Source organism: Rhodanobacter thiooxydans (assembly GCF_030291135.1).
Taxonomy (GTDB): domain Bacteria; phylum Pseudomonadota; class Gammaproteobacteria; order Xanthomonadales; family Rhodanobacteraceae; genus Rhodanobacter; species Rhodanobacter thiooxydans_A.
On record NZ_CP127409.1, the window covers coordinates 1,398,921 to 1,417,763 of the forward strand.

19 protein-coding genes are annotated in these 18,843 nt (G+C 67.9%); 10 read left to right on the forward strand and 9 right to left on the reverse strand.

Annotated features, from left to right (window positions below; genetic code table 11):
* Positions 1 to 216: 216 nt before the first annotated feature.
* The 3 genes from nth to metG are packed head-to-tail and all read right to left on the reverse strand — an operon-like array spanning position 217 to position 3,570.
* Positions 217 to 855, reverse strand: a complete 639-nt coding sequence (nth, locus tag QQA13_RS06220; RefSeq protein WP_108471465.1) for an endonuclease III — start codon at positions 853 to 855, stop codon at positions 217 to 219.
* On the reverse strand, positions 852 to 1,457 hold the full coding sequence (locus tag QQA13_RS06225) for an RnfABCDGE type electron transport complex subunit B (RefSeq protein WP_108471638.1): 606 nt from the start codon (positions 1,455 to 1,457) through the stop codon (positions 852 to 854). The genes nth and QQA13_RS06225 overlap by 4 nt, the downstream gene beginning before the upstream one ends.
* A gap of 10 nt (positions 1,458 to 1,467) precedes the next feature.
* A complete protein-coding gene (gene metG / locus QQA13_RS06230; RefSeq protein ID WP_108471464.1) occupies positions 1,468 to 3,570 on the reverse strand; it encodes a methionine--tRNA ligase in 2,103 nt (700 codons plus the stop codon).
* Between the two features lie 200 nt (positions 3,571 to 3,770).
* Here metG and QQA13_RS06235 point away from each other — a divergent pair, with 200 nt between their 5' ends.
* From QQA13_RS06235 to QQA13_RS06245, 3 genes are read left to right on the forward strand one after another with little or no spacing between them, the layout of a single operon-like run.
* Entirely contained in the window at positions 3,771 to 4,934 is a 1,164-nt protein-coding gene (locus QQA13_RS06235; RefSeq protein ID WP_199909822.1) for an MFS transporter, read from the forward strand.
* Positions 4,931 to 5,560 (forward strand): HAD family hydrolase, encoded by a 630-nt coding sequence (locus QQA13_RS06240; protein ID WP_108471463.1) that lies wholly within the window; start codon positions 4,931 to 4,933, stop codon positions 5,558 to 5,560. Before QQA13_RS06235 ends, QQA13_RS06240 begins: the two co-directional genes overlap by 4 nt.
* Positions 5,553 to 6,350: a DeoR/GlpR family DNA-binding transcription regulator gene (locus QQA13_RS06245; RefSeq protein ID WP_108471462.1), complete on the forward strand. Its 798-nt coding sequence runs from the start codon at positions 5,553 to 5,555 to the stop codon at positions 6,348 to 6,350. The genes QQA13_RS06240 and QQA13_RS06245 overlap by 8 nt, the downstream gene beginning before the upstream one ends.
* Positions 6,351 to 6,422: 72 nt before the next feature.
* Here QQA13_RS06245 and QQA13_RS06250 read toward each other — a convergent pair whose 3' ends face one another.
* Positions 6,423 to 6,887 carry a DUF2147 domain-containing protein gene (locus QQA13_RS06250; RefSeq protein ID WP_108471461.1) on the reverse strand — a complete coding sequence of 155 codons (465 nt, stop codon included), beginning with the start codon at positions 6,885 to 6,887 and terminating at the stop codon, positions 6,423 to 6,425.
* A 157-nt stretch (positions 6,888 to 7,044) separates the two neighbouring features.
* Here QQA13_RS06250 and apbC point away from each other — a divergent pair, with 157 nt between their 5' ends.
* From apbC to QQA13_RS06265, 3 genes are all read left to right on the forward strand, one after another.
* Positions 7,045 to 8,139 carry an iron-sulfur cluster carrier protein ApbC gene (gene apbC, locus QQA13_RS06255; protein WP_108471460.1) on the forward strand — a complete coding sequence of 365 codons (1,095 nt, stop codon included), beginning with the start codon at positions 7,045 to 7,047 and terminating at the stop codon, positions 8,137 to 8,139.
* Between the two features lie 144 nt (positions 8,140 to 8,283).
* Positions 8,284 to 8,850, forward strand: a complete 567-nt coding sequence (gene dcd, locus QQA13_RS06260; RefSeq protein WP_108471459.1) for a dCTP deaminase — start codon at positions 8,284 to 8,286, stop codon at positions 8,848 to 8,850.
* Positions 8,851 to 8,946: 96 nt separating this feature from the next.
* Positions 8,947 to 9,444, forward strand: a complete 498-nt coding sequence (locus QQA13_RS06265) for a hypothetical protein (RefSeq protein ID WP_108471458.1) — start codon at positions 8,947 to 8,949, stop codon at positions 9,442 to 9,444.
* A 53-nt stretch (positions 9,445 to 9,497) separates the two neighbouring features.
* On the opposite strand, the gene QQA13_RS06270 is transcribed toward QQA13_RS06265, so the two are convergent.
* Positions 9,498 to 9,926 carry an HIT domain-containing protein gene (locus QQA13_RS06270; protein WP_108471457.1) on the reverse strand — a complete coding sequence of 143 codons (429 nt, stop codon included), beginning with the start codon at positions 9,924 to 9,926 and terminating at the stop codon, positions 9,498 to 9,500.
* Positions 9,923 to 10,591, reverse strand: a complete 669-nt coding sequence (locus QQA13_RS06275; protein WP_108471456.1) for a dienelactone hydrolase family protein — start codon at positions 10,589 to 10,591, stop codon at positions 9,923 to 9,925. Before QQA13_RS06275 ends, QQA13_RS06270 begins: the two co-directional genes overlap by 4 nt.
* A 103-nt stretch (positions 10,592 to 10,694) precedes the next feature.
* On the opposite strand from QQA13_RS06275, the gene rimO reads away from it, so the two are divergent.
* The 3 genes from rimO to phnD all read left to right on the forward strand — a co-directional run bounded on the left by rimO (position 10,695) and on the right by phnD (position 13,952).
* Entirely contained in the window at positions 10,695 to 12,032 is a 1,338-nt protein-coding gene (rimO, locus tag QQA13_RS06280; protein ID WP_108471455.1) for a 30S ribosomal protein S12 methylthiotransferase RimO, read from the forward strand.
* Positions 12,033 to 12,038: 6 nt separating this feature from the next.
* A complete protein-coding gene (locus QQA13_RS06285) occupies positions 12,039 to 12,842 on the forward strand; it encodes a DUF3025 domain-containing protein (protein ID WP_108471454.1) in 804 nt (267 codons plus the stop codon).
* A gap of 78 nt (positions 12,843 to 12,920) precedes the next feature.
* Positions 12,921 to 13,952, forward strand: coding sequence for a phosphate/phosphite/phosphonate ABC transporter substrate-binding protein (phnD, locus tag QQA13_RS06290; RefSeq protein WP_234411313.1), 1,032 nt, complete (start codon positions 12,921 to 12,923; stop codon positions 13,950 to 13,952).
* Between the two features lie 16 nt (positions 13,953 to 13,968).
* On the opposite strand, the gene greB is transcribed toward phnD, so the two are convergent.
* From greB to QQA13_RS06305, 3 genes are read right to left on the reverse strand one after another with little or no spacing between them, the layout of a single operon-like run.
* Complete coding sequence (gene greB / locus QQA13_RS06295) at positions 13,969 to 14,469, reverse strand: transcription elongation factor GreB (RefSeq protein ID WP_108471453.1); 501 nt, start codon at positions 14,467 to 14,469, stop codon at positions 13,969 to 13,971.
* The gene (locus QQA13_RS06300) at positions 14,466 to 15,716 is read right to left on the reverse strand and encodes a hypothetical protein (RefSeq protein ID WP_108471452.1); all 1,251 of its coding nucleotides are present in this window, start codon (positions 15,714 to 15,716) and stop codon (positions 14,466 to 14,468) included. The genes greB and QQA13_RS06300 overlap by 4 nt, the downstream gene beginning before the upstream one ends.
* Before the next feature lie 10 nt (positions 15,717 to 15,726).
* Positions 15,727 to 17,235 carry a helicase HerA-like domain-containing protein gene (locus tag QQA13_RS06305; RefSeq protein ID WP_108471451.1) on the reverse strand — a complete coding sequence of 503 codons (1,509 nt, stop codon included), beginning with the start codon at positions 17,233 to 17,235 and terminating at the stop codon, positions 15,727 to 15,729.
* 118 nt (positions 17,236 to 17,353) lie between these two features.
* Here QQA13_RS06305 and QQA13_RS06310 point away from each other — a divergent pair, with 118 nt between their 5' ends.
* A complete protein-coding gene (locus tag QQA13_RS06310; RefSeq protein WP_108471450.1) occupies positions 17,354 to 18,832 on the forward strand; it encodes a transglycosylase SLT domain-containing protein in 1,479 nt (492 codons plus the stop codon).
* Positions 18,833 to 18,843: the final 11 nt, after the last annotated feature.

The window sequence follows — 18,843 nt, forward strand, 5'->3', positions numbered from 1 at the left end:
CGGAGCGAGTGGGTCAGCCGGGCAGCGATCCACTCGCGGCCGAGCTGCGAGTATGGGCATCGGGTTGCACCGAAGTTTCCCTGGGGGCAGTCCGGATGCAACCGGCAGGGGTGCGATCCATGATGATCGGGTCTCGTGTATTTCTGGTGCAGGTGAAGGCGCGCGCATGCTGATGGCCCGGTGTGCTCAAGTCAACCGCTGGCGCGGATGTTCCGGTCAGTCGGCGACGGTCTTGTGCTTGTACCGGCACAGATCGCGGATCACGCAGTGCGGACAATCCGGCTTGCGTGCCTTGCACACATAGCGGCCATGCAGGATCAGCCAGTGGTGGGCATCCTGCTTGAACTCGGCCGGCACCACTTTCTCCAGCTTGTCCTCGACTGCGCGCACGTCCTTGCCCGGCGCGAGTCCGGTGCGGTTGGCGACGCGAAAGATGTGCGTGTCGACCGCGATGGTCGGTTCGCCGAACGCGGTGTTGAGCATCACGTTGGCGGTCTTGCGACCCACGCCGGGCAGCGCTTCCAGTGCCTCGCGCGAGCGCGGTACCTCGCCGTCGTGTTTCTCGATCAGCAGTTGGCACAATGCGATGACGTTCTTCGCTTTCGTGTTGAACAGGCCGATCGTGCTGATGTAGCTTTTCAGGTCGTCCTCGCCGAGTTCGAGGATCGCCTGCGGCGTGTTCGCCACCGGATAGAGCTTCTTCGTGGCCTTGTTGACGCCCACGTCGGTGGCCTGTGCCGACAACACCACGGCAACCAGCAGCTCGAACGGCGTGTTGTAGGCCAGCTCGGTGGTGGGGTGCGGGTCGAGTTCGCGCAGGCGCGAGAACAGTTCGATCACGTCGGTACGCTTCACGGTTTCGGCTCCTGCTGTTTCGCCCGGGCGCGGGCCAGGGCGGCCAGTACCGGATTGACCGGGCCGGCGGCGGTATCCACCGCGGCCTTGCGCGCGGCCAGCTCAGCCTCGCGTTCGTCGCGCTGGCATTGCAGGCGTGCTTCGCGGCGCTGGAAGTGCATGCGTGCCGCGTCGGCGTGCGCCGTGTCGATCTGCGCGGGCGGCATCGGCTCCAGCACGATGCAGTCGACCGGGCAGGCTGCCACACACAGCTCGCAGCCGGTGCAGTCGTCGGCGAGCACCGTATGCATCAGCTTCGAGGCGCCCACGATGGCATCGACCGGGCAGGCCTGGATGCACTTGGTGCAACCGATGCAGTCGGCTTCGACGATGCGCGCCTGCATGCGTGGCTTCTCGACGCCGTGTGCGGGATCCAGCTGCAGCACCGGTCGCTGCAGCAGCGCGGCGAGCTTTTCGATGCCTGCCGCGCCGCCCGGGGGGCAACGGTTGATTTCTGCCTCGCCGTGCGAGATCGCCTCCGCATACGGCCGGCAACCGTGGTAGCCGCATTGCTCGCATTGCGTCTGCGGCAGCAGGGCGTCGATGCGATCGGCCAGGCTCATCGTCGGTGTGTCAGCGCACGGTGGCGCCTGGCTGGGCGCCTTGGTCGGCATCGAGCAGGAACAGGTCGCTGCCGCCGTCGCCGGCCGAGAGGATCATGCCTTCGGACAGGCCGAAGCGCATCTTGCGTGGTGCGAGGTTGGCGATGAAGACCACGTTGCGGCCCACCAGTTTCGCCGGCTCGGCGTAGGCGGCGCGGATGCCGGAGAAGATCTGTCGCGTGCCCAGCATGCCGGCGTCCAGTTCGAAGCGCAGCAGTTTGTCGGAACCGTCCACGAATTCGCAGGCGGTGACCTTGCCGATGCGCAGGTCGAGCCTGGCGAAGTCGTCGATGCCGATGGTGGCGGGCGCGGCCGGAGCCGGGTCGGCGATCACGGCGGCGGGTTTCGGGCTGTCGTTCACGGCTTTCTTCTTTTTCGGGGCGGCGGGAGTTTCGGCCGGGCTGCCGAGCGAATCCTTCGAGGCCTCGACCATCGCCTCGATGCGTTTGGGGTCGATGCGGCCGAGCAACGGTTCGAACGTGTTGATGGCGTGGTTGCGCAGGCCGGCGCGGGCGTCGTCGAAGTCGGCGATTGGTGCGGCCAGGAACCGTTCAGCGGCGGCCGCGGTGATCGGCAAAATCGGCTTGAGCATGCCGGTCAGCAGGCGGAACGCGGTCAGCGCGAACGAACACACCTGGTGCAGCTCGTCGCGGCGGCTCTCGTCCTTGGCCATCGCCCATGGCGCCTTGGCGGCGATGTGGCCGTTGACCAGGTCGGCCATCAGCACGAAGCGGCGGGTGACCTCGGCGAAGTCGCCGCTGTCGTACAGCGCGGCGATGCCGTCGTAGTGTTCCAGCAGGGTGTTCCACAGCGCGGTCTCTTCCGCGCAGAACTGCGGCGCCAGGCGGCCGCCGAAATACTTGTGCACGAAGCCGGCAGTGCGGCTGGCGATGTTCACCCACTTGCCGACCAGGTGTGAGTTGACGCGCTCCTCGAACGCCTTGAGGTCGAGGTCCACGTCGACCGGCGCGTCGCCGAGCATGCTGGCGAAGTAGTAGCGCAGGAATCCCGGATGCAGGCCGGCGTCCAGGTAGGTGCGCGCCTGGATGAAGGTGCCGCGCGACTTGGACATCTTCGCGCCGTTCACCGTGAGGTAGCCGTTGACGTGCAGCGCGGTCGGCGTGCGCAAGCCGGCGCCATGCAGCATTGCCGGCCAGAACAGGCCGTGGAAGTTGATGATGTCCTTGCCGATGAAGTGGTGCATCTCGGCGCTGCTGCCGGGAGCGAGGAACTCGTCGAACTTCAGGCGGGTGCGGTCGCACAGCGCCTTGAAGCTGGCCAGGTAGCCGACCGGCGCATCCAGCCATACGTAGAAGAACTTGCCCGGCGCGTCGGGGATCGGGAAGCCGAAGTAGGGTGCGTCGCGCGAGATGTCCCAGTCCTTCAGGCCGCCGTCCAGCCACTCGCGCAGCTTCGCCGCCACGCCGCTGTTCGCCACCGGCTTGCCGTGGGTGAATTTGCCGGCGAACCAGTCGCGCAGCAGGCCCTCGAACTTGCCCAGCTGGAAGAAGTAGTGCTCCGAATCGCGCAGTACCGGCGTGGCGCCGGACATCACCGAGGTCGGGTTGATCAGGTCGGTCGGCGCGTAGGTGGCGCCGCAGTGCTCGCAGTTGTCGCCGTACTGGTCCGGCGTGCCGCAGTTCGGGCAGGTGCCCTTGATGTAGCGGTCCGGCAGGAACATCTGCTTTTCGGGGTCGAACAACTGCTGGATCTCGCGTTTGGCGATGTAGCCGCCGTCGCGCAGGCGCGTGTAGATCAGCGTCGACAGCTCGCGGTTCTCTTCCGAATGGGTGGTGTGGTACTGGTCGAAGGCCACGCCGAACGCGGCGAAATCCGCCTCGTGGCCTTCGCGGATGCCGGCGATGAAGGCCTCGGGTGTCATGCCGGCCTTTTCCGCGGCCAGCATGATCGGCGTGCCGTGCGCGTCGTCGGCGCAGACGTAGGCCACCTTGTGGCCGCTCATCCGCTGCGCGCGCACCCAGATGTCGGCCTGGATGTAGCCCAGCAGGTGGCCCATGTGCAGCGGGCCATTGGCGTAGGGCAGGGCGTTGGTGACGAGCAGGCGACGACTCATGGGGCGTATTCCGGTGATGACTGCGCATTATGCCATGACCACCCCGCTGTACTGGCCGCAGGTGGGCTTCCGGCAAGGGTCCGGCAACGACGTCCGGTGTGGTCCGGACTCGCTTTGTGGCGGCTGAACGCGATCCGTCCGATTACATGTTTATACGCATTTATGTATATTCATACGTATTTTTGCCGGATGGAACAAGCGTGCAGACGAGCAGCAATCCCCTGGCGACGGACGAACGGAACGGGCTGGCATCGGCCATCCGCGCCACCCGCCTGGTCTTCCTGGTTTCCGGCATCGGCATGGCCGCGTGGGCGCCGATGGTGCCGTATGCGAAGGCACGGCTGGGCCTGGACGAGGCCCAGCTCGGCATGTTGCTGCTGGCTTTTGGCGGCGGCTCGATGGTGTCGATGCCGCTGGTGGGCTGGCTTACCCATCGTTTCGGCAGTCGCCGGGTGATCGGCGCCGGCGGCTTGCTGCTGTGCCTGGCGTTGCCGCTGCTGGCGCTAGCGCCGGGCGTGGCCACATTGGCGCTCGCCCTGTTGTACTTCGGCGCGGCGCTGGGTGCGGTGGACGTGGCGATGAATGCGCACGCGGTGGAGGTGGAGCGGCGCGACGGCCGCCCGCTGATGTCGGGCTTCCACGGGCTGTTCAGCATCGGCGGCTTGAGCGGGGCGGCGGGCATGAGTCTGCTGCTGGCACTGGGCATGCCGCTGACCGCCGCCGCTGTGGTGATGGCCGCGTTGCTGGCGGTCGTGGTCGTGACGCAGTGGCCACGCCTGATCGAACACGTCGAGGATGTTGGTGAACGCGCGGCGTTCGGCATGCCGCGCGGCATCGTGCTGGTGCTGGGTCTGTTGTGTTTCATCAGCTTCCTGGCCGAGGGTTCGATGCTGGACTGGAGCGCGGTGTTCCTGCGCGACTTCCGCGGTTTCCCGGCGGCTTCCGCCGGCCTCGGCTATGCCGCCTTTTCAGTGGCGATGGCCGTGGGTCGACTTGGCGGCGACCGGATCGTGGCGCGCTTCGGCCCGGTGCTGACCGTGCGCCTGGGCGCCTGCACCGCGGCGGCGGGCTTCCTGCTGGCGTCGATGCTGGCGTGGCCGCCCGCGGCGCTGAGCGGCTTCGTGCTGGTCGGACTGGGCGCGGCCAATATCGTGCCGGTGATGTTCGGCGCGGCCGGCCGGCTGCCTGGCACCTCGCCGGGCATGGCCATCGCCATGGTGACCACGCTGGGTTATGCCGGCCTGCTCAGCGGCCCGGCGCTGATCGGGTTCCTGGCCCAGGCCAGCAGCCTGCCGGTGGCGCTGGCCGCAGTGGCCGGCCTGCTGTTGCTGACCGCCGCCTCGGCAAGGCTGGTGCGGCCATGAAAGCTCCGCGCTTCGACACCGTGGTGTTCGACTTCGGCGGCGTGCTGCTGGACTGGAACCCGCGCCACCTGTATCGCCGGTTGTTCGATGACGAGGCGGCGATGGAGAGTTTCCTGGCCGAGGTATGCACCGCGCACTGGAACGAACAGCAGGATGCGGGGCGCCCCTGGCACGAAGCCATCGCCGGGCTCAGCGCGCAGCACCCGCAATATGCCGCGCTGATCGCCGCTTACCGCGAGCGCTGGGACGAGATGCTGAGTGGGCCGATCGAAGGCAGCGTGGCCATCCTCGACGAGCTGCGCGCACGCGGCGTGCCGCTGTACGCGCTGACCAACTGGTCGCAGGAAACCTTTCCGCTGGCGCGGCAACGCTACGGTTTCATGGACGCCTTCCGCGGCATCGTGGTGTCGGGCGAGGAGCGCCTGATCAAGCCCGACCCGGCGATCTTCCGCGTGCTGCTGTCGCGCCATGGCCTGGAGGCCGCGCGCACGGTGTTCATCGACGACGCGCCGCGCAACGTCGAGGCCGCGGCACGGCTGGGCATGCACGCGCTGCACTTCCGCGACCCCGTCACGCTGCGCGGGGACCTGTGCCGGGCGGGCCTGCTGGAGGTGGTGCATGGCTAGGCGCACGCCGTCCGTGGAAATGCTGCCGCAGGAGCGCCGGCACGAGATCCTGCAGCGCCTGCGCAGCCGCGGGCGGGTGGTGGCGGCGGAGCTGGCGGCGGAGTTCGTGGCGTCGGAGGATTCGATCCGCCGCGACCTGCGTGAACTGGCCGCGCAGGGATTGTGCCGACGCGTCTACGGCGGCGCGCTGCCGCTGTCGGCGGTGGTCGCGCCGCTGCAGCAGCGGCGTAGCGAACAGGTGGGCCGCAAGCTGGCGCTGGCGCGCAAGGCGGTGAGCCTGGTGCGGGAAGGGCAGGTGCTGCTGATCGACGCCGGTTCCACCAATGCCGCGATCGCCGCGGCGCTGCCCGAGCGGATGCGCCTCACGGTGATCACCAATGCGCCGGATATCGCGCTGGCGCTGATCGAGCGCGAAGGCTTCGAGATCCTGCTGCTGGGCGGCCGCATCGATCCGCGGATCGGCGGTGCGGTGGGTGCGCAAACCCTGCAGGAGCTGCAACGCGTGCGCGCCGACCTGTGCTTCCCTGGCGCCTGCGCGATCAATGCGGACAGCGGGCTGTGGAGTTTCGACAGCGAGGAAACGCGGCTGAAGCGGGCGATGGTCGAGGCCAGCGGCGAGACCGTGGTGGTGGCCACCAGCGACAAGCTGGGCACGGTGGCCACGCACCGGGTCGTGCCGATCGCCGAGGTGCAGCACCTGGTGCTCGAACATGCCGTCGGCCGGCCGGCGCGTGCCGCGTTCAGCGCCCGCGGCGTCAGCGTGCACCGGGCCGAAGCGGTGGCCGACTGATCGGCCGCACATGAAAACGCCCCGCACCGGCGGGCGGTGCGGGGCGTCTGGTCGAACGCGGTGGTGCGAGGGTCAGTTCTGCCGTTCCCAGAGCTGCGAGCGGCCGAGCAGGGCGAAGCCGATGTAGCCGTGCACGTCGAGCTTCTGCCCGCCGTCCACCAGCTTGAGCTTCACCTTGTAGATCTTGCCGTTCTTCGGGTCGAGGATCTTGCCGCCGTCCCACACGTCATCGTCCTTGCTGACGCCCCACATGAAGGTCATGCCCACGATCGGCTGGTCCTTGCGCTCGCCGTCGCACTTGGTGCACAGCGGGTGCTCGCCGTCGCGCGCCACGTCTTCCGGCGTGCGGTTCAGCAACTGCACGATCTTCGCCTGGTACTCGCCGTTGTGCTCGGTGATCTCGACGATCGACTTCGGCTGGTGGGTGGTGTCGTCGATGGTCTTCCAGGTGCCGGCCGGCGTGTCGTTGGCGGCCAGCGCGGCGCCGGCGGCCAGCAGCAGGCCGGCAGCGAAGGTGAGACGAACAGCATGCTTCATGGATGATCCTCCCGTACGAAAGCGTATGGATGCGAGACTGGCGAGGTTCGGCGGGAGCGTCAAGCTGCAATGCGCCATCCCTCGTCACTGACCCAGGTCAGCGGGCCGGCGCCGGCGGGCTGGCATAATGGGCATCCCCGCAAACACCCGAGCCGACATGACGCAGGCGAACGAAACCCTGGTCCGCCAGATCCTTGGTGGTCTCATCGACACCCATACCGGCGCGCCACTGGGCGAGGCCGTGCGCGCGGTCGGCGTGGACGGGGCGAAGGTGTCGGTGGACCTGCAACTGGGCTACCCGGCCGCCGGCGCCATCGACAGCCTCGCCGCTCGCGTGCGCCAGGCGCTGGAAGCCGATCCGGCGATCGACGCCGCCGTGGTGTCGATCACCAGCCGCATCCACGTGCACAAGGTGCAGGGCACGCTGGGGCCGCTGCCGAACGTGAAGAACATCATCGTGGTGGCCTCCGGCAAGGGCGGCGTGGGCAAGTCCACGGTGTCGGCCAACTTGGCGCTGGCGCTGCAGGCCGAGGGTGCGAAGGTCGGCGTGATGGACGCGGACATCTACGGCCCCAGCCAGCCGACCATGCTCGGCGTGCACGGCAAGCCGGCGTCGCCGGACGGCAAGAGCATCATCCCGATGCAGGCGCACGGCATGCCGGTGATGTCGATCGGCTTCCTGGTGGAAGAGGACACGCCGATGATCTGGCGCGGTCCGATGGTGACCCAGGCGATGATGCAACTGCTCACCGACACGCGCTGGGAGCAGCTCGACTACCTGATCGTCGACCTGCCGCCGGGCACCGGCGACATCCAGCTCACGCTGTCGCAGAAGGTGCCGGTGGCCGGCGCGGTGATCGTCACCACGCCGCAGGACATCGCCCTGCTGGATGCGCGCAAGGCGCTGAAGATGTTCGAGAAGGTCGAGGTGCCGGTGCTGGGCGTGGTGGAGAACATGGCCACCCACGTCTGCTCCAGCTGCGGCCACGAGGAAAACATCTTCGGCGAAGGCGGCGGCGAGCGCATGGCCACGCAGTACGGCGCGGCCTATCTGGGCTCGTTGCCGCTGGACATCCGCATCCGTGAGCAGACCGACGGCGGCAACCCCACGGTGGCGGCGATCCCCGACTCCGATCTCGCCATGCGTTATCGTGAGATCGCCCGCAACGTGGCCGGCCGGCTGTCGCGGCAGCCGCGCAACAAGTCGCTGGGGTTGGGCAAGATCGTGGTGCAGGGCGTGCCGGCCGCATGACGGCAACGGCGTAGCAGGTGCCGGTGGCGCTGTCGGGCCTCTGCGGGCGGTGACGCGGTCGGCTGGCGCGGCGGTACCCCGACCATGTACTTTTGCCGTTTTGCGCCCGGCCTGCCGGGCGCGTCGCAATCGACCGGAGACCGCGTGAGCATCAAATCCGACAAGTGGATCCGCCGCATGGCTGAAAGCCACGGCATGATCGAACCGTTCGAGCCGGGCCAGGTGAAGCTGCGCGACGGCAACAAGCTGATCTCCTACGGCACGTCCAGCTATGGCTACGATGTGCGCTGCGCGCGCGAGTTCAAGATCTTCACCAACATCAACTCCACCATCGTCGACCCGAAGTCGTTCGACCCCTCCAGCTTCGTCGATGTCGAGGCGGATGTGTGCATCATCCCGCCGAACTCGTTCGCGCTGGCGCGCACGGTCGAGTACTTCCGCATCCCGCGCAAGGTGCTCACCGTCTGCCTCGGCAAGAGCACCTACGCGCGCTGCGGCATCATCGTCAACGTGACGCCGCTGGAGCCGGAATGGGAGGGCCACGTGACGCTGGAGTTTTCGAACACCACGCCGCTGCCCGCAAAAATCTACGCCAACGAGGGCGTGGCGCAGATGCTGTTCCTCGAATCCGACGAGGAGTGCGAGACCAGCTACAAGGATCGCGGCGGCAAGTACCAGGGCCAGCAGGGTGTGACTTTGCCGCGTACCTGATCGCTCCCCTGAACGGGTGGCGTCCAGCGCTGCCCACGATCACGGCCGGGCGCTACACTCCGCCCGGTGCACCGACAAGTTTTCCAGGAGACACCGATGATCCGTTTTTCGCCCCTGCTTACCCGCGTCGCCGCGGCCGCCATGCTGGGCAGCCTGCTGGTGCTGGCCGGCTGCCACCGCGGCAGCACCAAGGATGAGATCAGCGCCGCCCAGGCCCAGGGCCAGTTTGACACCGTGGTCAAGGCCTACAAGAGCGGCCAGTTCCTGCTGGATGACGCGGTGCTGTCGGCGCTGGATCTGGGCAGTCATTTCGCCTACCTGAAAGAGCAGGGCAAGCTGCCGAAGACCGTGCTGCTGGAACACAGCGACGACTCGAAGGTGCGCAAGCAGCATCTGGAGTACATGGCGCGCATGCAGCTCGACTATGGCTTCACCGCGTACTACGACGACGACGGCACGTTGAAGAAGATTAACCCGGTGGATACCAAGGCGCGCAAGCTCGAGGATTACCACGCGCCGGTGCAGATGAACGACGAACAGAAAGGCAAGTCCGCGGCCGACAGCACCTACGGCGACCCGACGCAGCAGCACTGATCGCAAGGGTACCGTTCGAGAGGCCCGCGTAGCCATTCGCGGGCCTCTTCGTGTCAGGCCTGCGCCGAGCCTGCCAGTTGCCGCTGCAGTGCCGCGATCAGCGCCTTCGCCTGGTTGTCGTCGCGGGCCACGGCCTGGCCATGGCCCCACACCGGCCCGGGCCATGCCGCATCGCCTTCGACCCGCGCGACCACGTGCACATGCAGCTGGCGCACGATATTGCCCAGTGCGCCGAGGTTGAGCTTGTCGCAGGGGGCGACGTCGCGCAGCGCGGCGGCGGCGCGATGCACCTCCTGCCACAACACGGCCTGTTCGTCGTCGTGCAGGTCGGCGATCTCGACCAGGCCGGCGCGACGCGGCACCAGGATCAGCCACGAATAGCGCGCGTCGTCCATCAGCCGCACGTCGCACAGCGGAAGCGATGCAACCGGGCGGGTATCCGCCGCGAGTCGGGGATCGAGCGCGAAGCCGGCCCCGCTCATGCGCCGGCCAGGTGACGGTCGAAGAAGGCCAGCGTTCGCTGCAGCGCCAGCTTCGCGCTGGCCTCGTCGTAGGGGGTGCTGCCGTCGCGGTTGAAGGCGTGGTCGGCCGGGTAGGTGAAGACATCCATCTGCGGCAGCGCCTCGCGATGCTTCGCCACCATCTCCGGCGTGATGCTGTGGTCCTTCTCGCCGAAGTGGAACATCACCGGTGCCTGCGGCGTCTCGTGCAGGAACGGCAGGTTGCGCGCGCCGTAGTAGCTCACCGAAGGCAGGCCCAGGCGCAGCGCGGCAAGCAGGGCCACGGTGCCGCCCCAGCAGTAGCCGACGGTGCCGATCTTGCCGGCCGAGGCGATCGACTCGGCGGCGCTGGCGACGTCCTCCAGCGCGCGCTCCAGCCCCAGCTCCGCGATCAGCTGCTTGCCCTTGTTGGCGCCGACCTGGTCGTAACCCAGCTCCACGCCGCTTTCCAGGTGATCGAAGAACGCCGGTGCGATCGCGGTATAGCCGTGCTCGGCGAAAAGGTCGGCCACGCGGCGGATGTGCGCGGTGACGCCGAAGATTTCCTGGATCACCACGATGCCGCCCTTCGGCTTGCCCTGCGGCTGGGCGAGATAACCCCCGATGCACTGGGTGCGGGTGGTGGGGATGTTGATGTGCTGGCCCATGGCTGGCTCCGGCGAGGGGATGGCGTGAAGTCTAGCCGCGCCGGTGGCCACGCCGCACTGCCGTATAATTCCCGGTTACTCCGCATGTTCCCGGTGGCCCCGCATGTCCCAGACCGCCCACAAGATCGGCTTCGTCAGCCTCGGCTGCCCCAAGGCGCTGGTCGACTCCGAGCGCATCCTCACCCAGCTCAAGGTCGAGGGCTACCAGATCGTGCCCAGCTACGGCGAGGCCGACGCGGTGGTGGTGAACACCTGCGGCTTCATCGACGCGGCGGTGCAGGAGTCGCTGGATTCGATCGGCACGGCGCTCAACGAGAACGGCAAGGTGATTGTCACCGGCTGCCTGGGCAAGCGCGAGGCGCTGATCCGCGAGGCCTACCCGGACGTGCTGTCGATCAGCGGCCCGCAGGACTACGCCAGCGTGATGAGCGCGGTGCACCAGGCGTTGCCGCCACAGCGCAACAAGTTCATCGACATCGTGCCGGATACCGGCGTGAAGCTCACCCCGAAGCACTACGCGTATCTCAAGATTTCCGAAGGCTGCAACCACCGCTGCAGCTTCTGCATCATCCCCTCGATGCGCGGCAACCTGGTGTCGCGCCCGGTCGACGAGGTGCTGATCGAGGCCGAAAAGCTGGTCAAGGGCGGCGTCAAGGAATTGCTGGTGATCTCGCAGGACACCAGCGCTTACGGCGTGGATCTCAAGTACGCCGAGCGCGAGTGGCGTGGCAAGGCGTACCGCACGCGCATGACCGAGCTGTGCGAAGGCCTGTCTGAACTCGGCGTGTGGACGCGGCTGCACTACGTCTACCCGTACCCGCACGTGGACGAGGTGATGCCGCTGATGGCGGACGGAAAAATCCTGCCGTACCTCGACATCCCGTTCCAGCACGCCAGCCCGCGCATCCTGAAACTGATGAAGCGCCCCGGCAACATCGACAGGACGCTGGAGCGCATCCAGAACTGGCGCAGGCAGGTGCCGGAGCTGACCCTCCGCAGCACCTTCATCGTCGGCTTCCCCGGCGAGACCGATGCGGAGTTCGAGGAACTGCTCGACTTCCTGCGCGAGGCCGAGCTCGATCGGGTCGGTGCGTTCGCCTATTCGCCGGTGGACGGCGCCAAGGCCAATGAACTGCCCGGTGCCGTGTCCGAGGAGTTGAAGGAAGACCGTCTGGAACAGTTCATGGCAGTGCAGGCGGAAATCTCCGCTGCCAGGCTGCAGCGCAAGATCGGCCGTACGCTCAAGGTGCTGGTGGACGAGGCGAATGCCGACGGCGCCGTGGCCCGTTCGGCCGCCGACGCGCCGGAGATCGACGGCAGCGTGCTGATCGCCGACGGCCAGCACCTCAAGCCTGGCCAGTTCGTCGACGTGGTGGTCGAGGCGGCCAGCGAACACGACCTGCACGCGCGCCTGGCGCACCCGCAGCTCAAGGTGGTGTAGGCATCCATGCGCTACGTCGCGCCGGTCCGCGACGCGGTTGATCCGGCGGTGTTCGAGCGGCCGCCGCTGGCGGCGTGGCGCGAGCATGCCGGGTTGATCGAGGGCCGCGACTGGCCGGCGATCGACGCGCTCAACGCCTGCCGTCCGGCTGGCTTGCCCGAGCGCTTCGTGGTGCAGACCCGCGAACTGCTCGCCGACGGCATGCACTACGAGCAGCGCATCGCCGAGTGCGGCGACATCGCCACCCGCGAGCGCAACTGGCACGACCTGTTCAACGCGCTGGTCTGGCTGCGCCATCCAGCGATCAAGCGTGCGCTCAACGCGCGTCAGGTGGCCGAGATCGCCCGCATGGGGCCGAAACGGCGCTCGCGCGCGCAATATGCGCTGACCCACTTCGACGAGGCCGGCGTGATCGTCGCCGTGCGCGATCCCTCCCTGCTGGCGCTGTGGGATGCGCACGACTGGCACGGCCTGTTCTGGCGTCGGCGGCAGGCGTGGCTGGACGGCTCGATCCGGCTGGAGCTGTTCGGCCATGCCTTGCTGGAACTGGCCTTGAGTCCGGACCGGCTGCTGGTGGGCAAGGCGCTGGTGTTCCAGCCCGGTGGCGACGCCGACCTGTCCGCGTGCTGCGCCGCCGCGATCGGCTCCGGACGCCTGCTGCTCGATCCGCTGGAGCTGCGGCCGCTGCCGTTGTCGGGAATCCCGGGCTGGCATCCCGACAACGCCGGCGAGGCTTTCCATCATGGCGCCGCCTGCTACCAGCCGCGGCGCGCCGGACGCGAGTATCCGCCGGCATGGCCGATCCCCTGAACGGGCGGCCCGGAGCTTGCTCCGACCGGTGATCACGACTATATACGGGGCATCGGTGTGGGTCGGGGAGTAGGGACAGTGGGCATCTACGGATATCGCTGTCGTTGCCTGGCGGTGCTCGCCGCAGGGGTGTCGATCGCGTTGCTGTGTGCTGGCAGCGCGGTGGCGGCGACTCGGGGAGCCGGCCCGACGCCGCCGATTCGTTTCGGCATCCTGCCGATCGGCAGTGCAGCCGAATCGCTGGAACAGTGGCGCCCATTGCTGGACGATCTGCAGAAGCGGTTGCAACGCCCGGTGACCACCGTATCGGTGGGCAGCTACGCCAGCCTTTCCGATGCGATCGGTGCGCAGCGGGTGGACATCGCCTTCCTCTCCGGCAAGCTGGCCGTCGAGGCGGTGACGCACCAGCACATGCAGGTATTTGCCCAGTTCGTGCGCAGCGATGGCGCCAAGGGCAACGTCGCCATGCTGGTGGTGCGCGACGACAGTCCCATTCGCAACCTGGACGACCTGCTGTCCACGCAGGGCAGCAGCTGGCGCTATGCCCGCAGCGAGCATCTGTCGGTTACCGGCTATATCGCGCCGGAAGCCTATGTGTTCGCGCCGCATGGCCTCAATTCCGACACGTTCTTCGGCAGCGTGCGGGTGGGCGACCATCAAAGCAACCTGCTTGCGGTGGTCAACCGCGAGGTCGACGTGGCCAGCAGCAACAATCCGGACATGGATCTGTTCCGCCACAACTTCCCGCACGAAGCGGAGCAGCTTCGGGTGATCTGGCGCTCGCCGCTGATCCCTTCCGGGGTACTGGTGATCCGCGACGGCACGCCTGCGCCGTTGCGCCAGCAATTGACCGCCTTCCTGCTTGGCTACGGCAGGGCCCACGACGAAACCGGTGCGAACGAGCGGGCGAAACTGGCCCGCATTCCCGACCTGGGTGGCTTCGCAGCGGAAACCAACCGCGTGCTGGAACCGTTCGTGGACATGCAATACACATTGCTGCGGCAGCAGGCCGAGCACGGCCAGTGGGTCACTCCGCAGGCCCGGCAGGCCCGGCTGGTGCAGATCGAAGACGACCATCGGCGCGCCGTGCGGAAGCTGCAGCCGCGATAGACGTGCGCCGGTCTGCCTACCCGTAATCCACGACGAGCACGGCGAATTGGGCGGTGCCGCCCGGCAGTTCGGCGGAGAACTCGTCGTCGACGCGTTTTTTCATGGCCGCTCGTGCCAGCGGCGAGTCGATGCTGATCCAGCCGCGTTTCGCGTCGGTCTCGTCCGGACCCACAATGCGGTAGCGGTGAAGCTCGCCGGTGGCGATGTTCTCCAGCTCGATGCGGGCACCGAAGAATATCGCGCCGCGATCGCCCGGCACGCCTTCGGCTACCTTGAGCGAAGGGATGCGCTTGCTCAGGTAGCGCGCGCGGCGGTCGATCTCGCCGAGCTGTTTCTTGCGGTAGGTGTACTCGGCGTTTTCCGAGCGGTCACCCTCGGCCGCGGCCGCGGCGAGCGCCTTCACCACTTCCGGGCGCAGCACGTGCCACAGGTGGTCGAGCTCGGCCTTCAGCCGTTCGAAACCCTCGCGGGTAATGATCGCGGTGGAGCCGGGCGAGGGCGGACGCCAGCGGCTCATGCCGGGCTGGCCAGTTGTCGCCGTTGCGCGTCGATCTCGCCGCGCAGCGGGTGCCCGGGCCAGGCGGCGGCGAGCCGATCCAGCAGCGCCGCCGCCTCGGCGTGCTGGTCGGCGTGCGCGGCGAGCTGGCGTGCGGTCAGCAGGCCGTAGTGCGGCGCCTGCGGGTCGCGCGGCCAGTGCGCGAGGTAGCCGCGGCCCAGCTGGATCGCGAGCCGATCCATGCCCAGTCGTGCGGCCAGCTCGGCCAGCTCGCCGCAGGTGCGCGGATCGTCCGGCACGAACGTGGCGTCGATGCCGATGCATTCCTGCAATACGCCAAGCGCGCGGCGCGGTTCGTGCTGGGCGATCAACGCGGCGATCCAGATCTGGCCGTGCACCAGCAGGTCGTCACGCAGGCCTTGCCGGCGCAGCAGCTCGCGGTAGAGCTGGTGCACGGTGGGCGGTGCGGTGCGGTCCTGCAGGCGGGCGGCCAGTTGCCGCAGCGCCGCCAGCGGATCGTCGGTGGCGAGTTGGCGCGCCTCGTCGAGCAGGCGGTCGTCGGCATCCTGGCCGGAGGCTGCGGCGAGTTTTTCGGCCTCCGGTTCAATGCCGAAGCGTTCGTGGCGCTGATGGATCATCGCGCCCATCAGATGGAAGGCCAGCACGATCAGGTAGGTATAGGCGAAGGCGAACAGCGGCAGCGCCAGCAGCCGCGGCAGCAGCGCGGTGGTGACCGAGGCCAGCACGATCAGCAGGCCGAGCAGCAGGTTGATCGCCACCGGAATCAGGTAGGCGCCCCCGAAACCGCCGATGACGCGCACCCAGTTCAACGGGTTGATCGCCAGCGCCAGGTTGCCGTCGAACGCCAGCGACATGTCGATCGCCGGCAGCACCAGAGCCGACAGAATCAGCACCGGCCACAGCAGGCGCGGGAAGAACACGATGGCGAGCACGCACAGCGCGACCACCAGCAGATGGATCGCAGTGAGGCCCCAGCCGCTGGCGCTGTTGCCGTCGTTGCCGACGTCCGGCGGGTCGGCGTAGCCGTTGGCGGTGTGCAGCAGGCAGTCCGCGGCGTAGCGCCAGGTGGCGGCCCAGACCAGGGCGCCGGCCAGCGCGCCGGTCCAGGAAGGCAGCAGGCCGACGTAGTGGATCAGCGCCAGCACCACGCAGGTGGGTAGCGCGGCGCCACGCAATGGATAGCCGAAGCCGGCCGCGAGGCGCTGTGCGAAGGGCGTGTCAGCGGGAACTACTTCGACGCGCGGCATCGATGGCGCCTCAGCGCTTGCCGCCGAAGATGCCGCCCAGCACGCCACGCAGGATCTGCCGGCCGAGCTGGCTGCCCGCGGTGCGCACCATCTGCTTGCCCATCGTCTCGATCATGCCCTGGCGGCGCTTGGTGCCGAACAGGGCATCGTGCACCGCTCCACCCCAACCGCCGTCGGCCTCCTTCGCCGAGCCCTTGGCCGGCGCGTCGGCCGCGACGGTGGTGGCGTCGGCGGCTTTGTCTTCGGCGCGCCTGGCCAGCATCTCGGCGGCCGATTCGCGATTGACGGTGGTGTCGTATTTCGCGCCGACCGGCGAGCGCTGGCGGATGGTGGAGCGCTCCGCATCGGTGATCGCGCCGATGCGGCAGCACGGCGTGGTCACCAGCACCTGTTCCACTGGCGTCGGCACGCCGCCGTTGGCCAGGGTGGAGGCCAGCGCCTCGCCCACGGCAAGCTTGGTGATCGCCTCGGTGACGTCGAGCTTCGGGTTGGCCACGAAGGTTTCCGCTGCCGCCTTGACCGCCTTCTGGTCGCGCGGGGTGAACGCGCGCAAGGCGTGCTGGATGCGGTTGCCGAGCTGGCCGAGGATCACGCCGGGCACGTCGTCCGGGTTCTGCGAGCAGAAGTACACGCCCACGCCCTTGGAGCGGATCAGCCGCACCACCTGTTCCACCCGCTGCAGCAGGGCCGGCGAGGCGTCGTCGAACAGCAGGTGCGCCTCGTCGAAGAAGAACACCATCTTCGGCTGCTCGAGGTCGCCTACTTCGGGCAGCTGCTCGAACAGTTCGGACAGCAGCCACAGCAGGAAGGTGGAATACAGCCGCGGCTTCATGATCAGCTGGTCGGCGGCTAGCACGTTGATGATGCCGCGGCCGCTCATGTCCTGGCGCATCAGGTCGACCAGTTCCAGCGCCGGCTCGCCGAAGAACTGGTCGGCGCCGTCGCTCTCGAGTTTCAGCAGCGCGCGCTGGATCGCCGCGATGCTGGTCGTGCTGATCAGCCCGTACTGGGTCGAGAGCGCTTTGGCGTTGTCGGCGGCGTAGGTGAGCAGGGCACGCAGGTCGGCCAGGTCGAGCAGCAGCCAGCCCTGGTCGTCGGCGGCCTTGAACACCACCTCCAGCACGCCTTCCTGGGTGTCGTTCAATTCCAGCACGCGGCCGAGCAGGGTGGGACCCATCTCGCTGATGGTGGCGCGCACCGGGTGGCCGAGCTTGCCGTAGATGTCCCAGAAGATCACCGGATTGGCCTGGGCCTTCCAGTCGGTGAGCTTGAGCTTGGACAGGCGTGCCTTGAGCTTGTCGCCCGGTTCGCCCGCAGCCATGGCCAGGCCGGCCAGATCGCCCTTGGCGTCGGCCAGGAAGCACGGCACGCCCAGCCGCGAGAAACCTTCGGCCAGCACCATCAGCGAAACGGATTTGCCGGTGCCGGTGGCGCCGGCGATCATCCCGTGGCGGTTGCCGTAATGCGGGTCGAGGTTGACGCTGGTGCTGTCGTTGCGGCCGATCAGGATTTCAGTCATGGCGTTCCATCCGTTGCTGGTCGGGCGATTGTAGCCAAGCTGGTGCTGCTGTCGCGGCGCGTTGAGTCGAAACCCCGCGCCCGCTATGGTGGGCGTTTTCCGCAGGTAGAAGTTCGAGATGCCGTCGTGTTTCGTTGTGCGTACTCTGCGTCTGGTTCTGCCAGCCATGGCGATCATTCTGCTTGCCGCCTGTGCCAGCACCGGGGGCGCCCGGCCGGCGACCCCGCTCGACACGCTGTACGGTGAACTTGACCAGGCCAGCAAGGGCTACGAAACCGCCCTGCAGCAATCGCGCGAGGGTGACCGGCAAGCCTCGCAACTGACCCTGGCCCGCTCGCTGGACCGCCTGAAGGAGGCCTCGGCGCGCTGCGGCAATACCGCTGGCTGCGATCCGCAACGGTTCTTCTCGGCGTTCGATCATCTGCTGCGCCTGAAGGACGGCGATTTCGGCAGCGGCCAGGATCTGGACAGCGACGTCGACCCGTCGCAGGCGGCGCTGGCCACCGGCAGCACCGGCGCGGCCAGCCTGCCGCAGGCGCAGCGCAGCGTGACCCTGCTGCACGGGCAGAAGCTGTCGCAGCTGATCGCGATGAACGGCCCGGTGAAGGCCGCGCTGGAGATGTGGCTGACCCAGTGGCGCCCGCAGCTGATGGACGCCTGGGTCAACTACCAGTACCTGCGCTACCAGATGTGGCCGCAGTACCAGAAGGCGGACCTGCCCGAGGCGCTGCTGTTCGGCATCATGGCCAAGGAGTCCGGCGGCAAGGTGCACGCCGTCTCGCGCTCGGGCGCGTCGGGGCCGTTGCAGTTCATGTACGCCACCGGCATGCGCTTCGGCCTGGGCAGCGACAACGGTTTCGACCTGCGCTTCGATCCGGCGGCATCGGCGCGGGCGAACGCCGAGTACATCAACGAGCAGCTGAGGAAATTCAACGACAACCTCGAACTCGCCCTCGGCGCCTACAACGGCGGCGAGGGGCGCATGCGCCGCACGGTCGGCGACGACACCTCGGTGAGCTTCTACGATCCGCGCATCTACGACCAGCTGTCGCAGGAAACCCGTGACTACGTGCCGGCGGTACTTGCCGCGGCGTGGCTGTTCCAGCATCCGGACAGCTACAACCTGCGTTTCCCGAAGATCGACGGTGCGCCCGGCACGGTCACCCTGAAGCGGCCGGCCTCGCTGTCGGAGCTGACCGTGTGCCTGGGTTCGGCCGGTGGCATGCGGGACGGCTGGTTCCGCACCCTGCGCAACCTCAATCCGCGACTGGACCCGCAGGTGACCCAGCCGGCAGGCATGCAACTGCAGTTGCCGAAGTTGCTGGAGCAGGCTTATGCCGCGCGCTGCGTCGATGGCCCGTGGCCAATCCTCGCCGGCGACCTGCATCGCGCGGTGGTGCCGGTGGTGCAGGCGCCGGTGGCGCCTCCACCGGCGGTGAGGGGAACCAGCCGCTACAAGGTGCGTCGTGGCGATACGCTGATCAGCATCGTGCGCAAGCTGCACTGCTCCAGCGTCCAGGAAGTTGCCGAGATGAACGGGCTGAAGCACCACCACATCAGTATCGGGCAGACGTTGAAGCTGCCGACTTGCCGCTGATTCGTGACCGC

What these genes read in the sequence shown, in the direction of transcription:
- QQA13_RS06245 (WP_108471462.1), top strand. Translation starts at nt 5,553, where the DNA reads ATGGCTAGGCGCACGCCGTCCGTGGAAATGCTGCCGCAGGAGCGCCGG.
- QQA13_RS06300 (WP_108471452.1), bottom strand. Translation starts at nt 15,716, where the DNA reads ATGCCGCGCGTCGAAGTAGTTCCCGCTGACACGCCCTTCGCACAGCGC.
- apbC (WP_108471460.1), top strand. Translation starts at nt 7,045, where the DNA reads ATGACGCAGGCGAACGAAACCCTGGTCCGCCAGATCCTTGGTGGTCTC.
- rimO (WP_108471455.1), top strand. Translation starts at nt 10,695, where the DNA reads ATGTCCCAGACCGCCCACAAGATCGGCTTCGTCAGCCTCGGCTGCCCC.
- QQA13_RS06225 (WP_108471638.1), bottom strand. Translation starts at nt 1,457, where the DNA reads ATGAGCCTGGCCGATCGCATCGACGCCCTGCTGCCGCAGACGCAATGC.
- QQA13_RS06240 (WP_108471463.1), top strand. Translation starts at nt 4,931, where the DNA reads ATGAAAGCTCCGCGCTTCGACACCGTGGTGTTCGACTTCGGCGGCGTG.
- metG (WP_108471464.1), bottom strand. Translation starts at nt 3,570, where the DNA reads ATGAGTCGTCGCCTGCTCGTCACCAACGCCCTGCCCTACGCCAATGGC.
- QQA13_RS06250 (WP_108471461.1), bottom strand. Translation starts at nt 6,887, where the DNA reads ATGAAGCATGCTGTTCGTCTCACCTTCGCTGCCGGCCTGCTGCTGGCC.
- greB (WP_108471453.1), bottom strand. Translation starts at nt 14,469, where the DNA reads ATGAGCCGCTGGCGTCCGCCCTCGCCCGGCTCCACCGCGATCATTACC.
- QQA13_RS06310 (WP_108471450.1), top strand. Translation starts at nt 17,354, where the DNA reads ATGCCGTCGTGTTTCGTTGTGCGTACTCTGCGTCTGGTTCTGCCAGCC.
- QQA13_RS06275 (WP_108471456.1), bottom strand. Translation starts at nt 10,591, where the DNA reads ATGGGCCAGCACATCAACATCCCCACCACCCGCACCCAGTGCATCGGG.
- QQA13_RS06285 (WP_108471454.1), top strand. Translation starts at nt 12,039, where the DNA reads ATGCGCTACGTCGCGCCGGTCCGCGACGCGGTTGATCCGGCGGTGTTC.
- QQA13_RS06270 (WP_108471457.1), bottom strand. Translation starts at nt 9,926, where the DNA reads ATGAGCGGGGCCGGCTTCGCGCTCGATCCCCGACTCGCGGCGGATACC.
- QQA13_RS06305 (WP_108471451.1), bottom strand. Translation starts at nt 17,235, where the DNA reads ATGACTGAAATCCTGATCGGCCGCAACGACAGCACCAGCGTCAACCTC.
- QQA13_RS06265 (WP_108471458.1), top strand. Translation starts at nt 8,947, where the DNA reads ATGATCCGTTTTTCGCCCCTGCTTACCCGCGTCGCCGCGGCCGCCATG.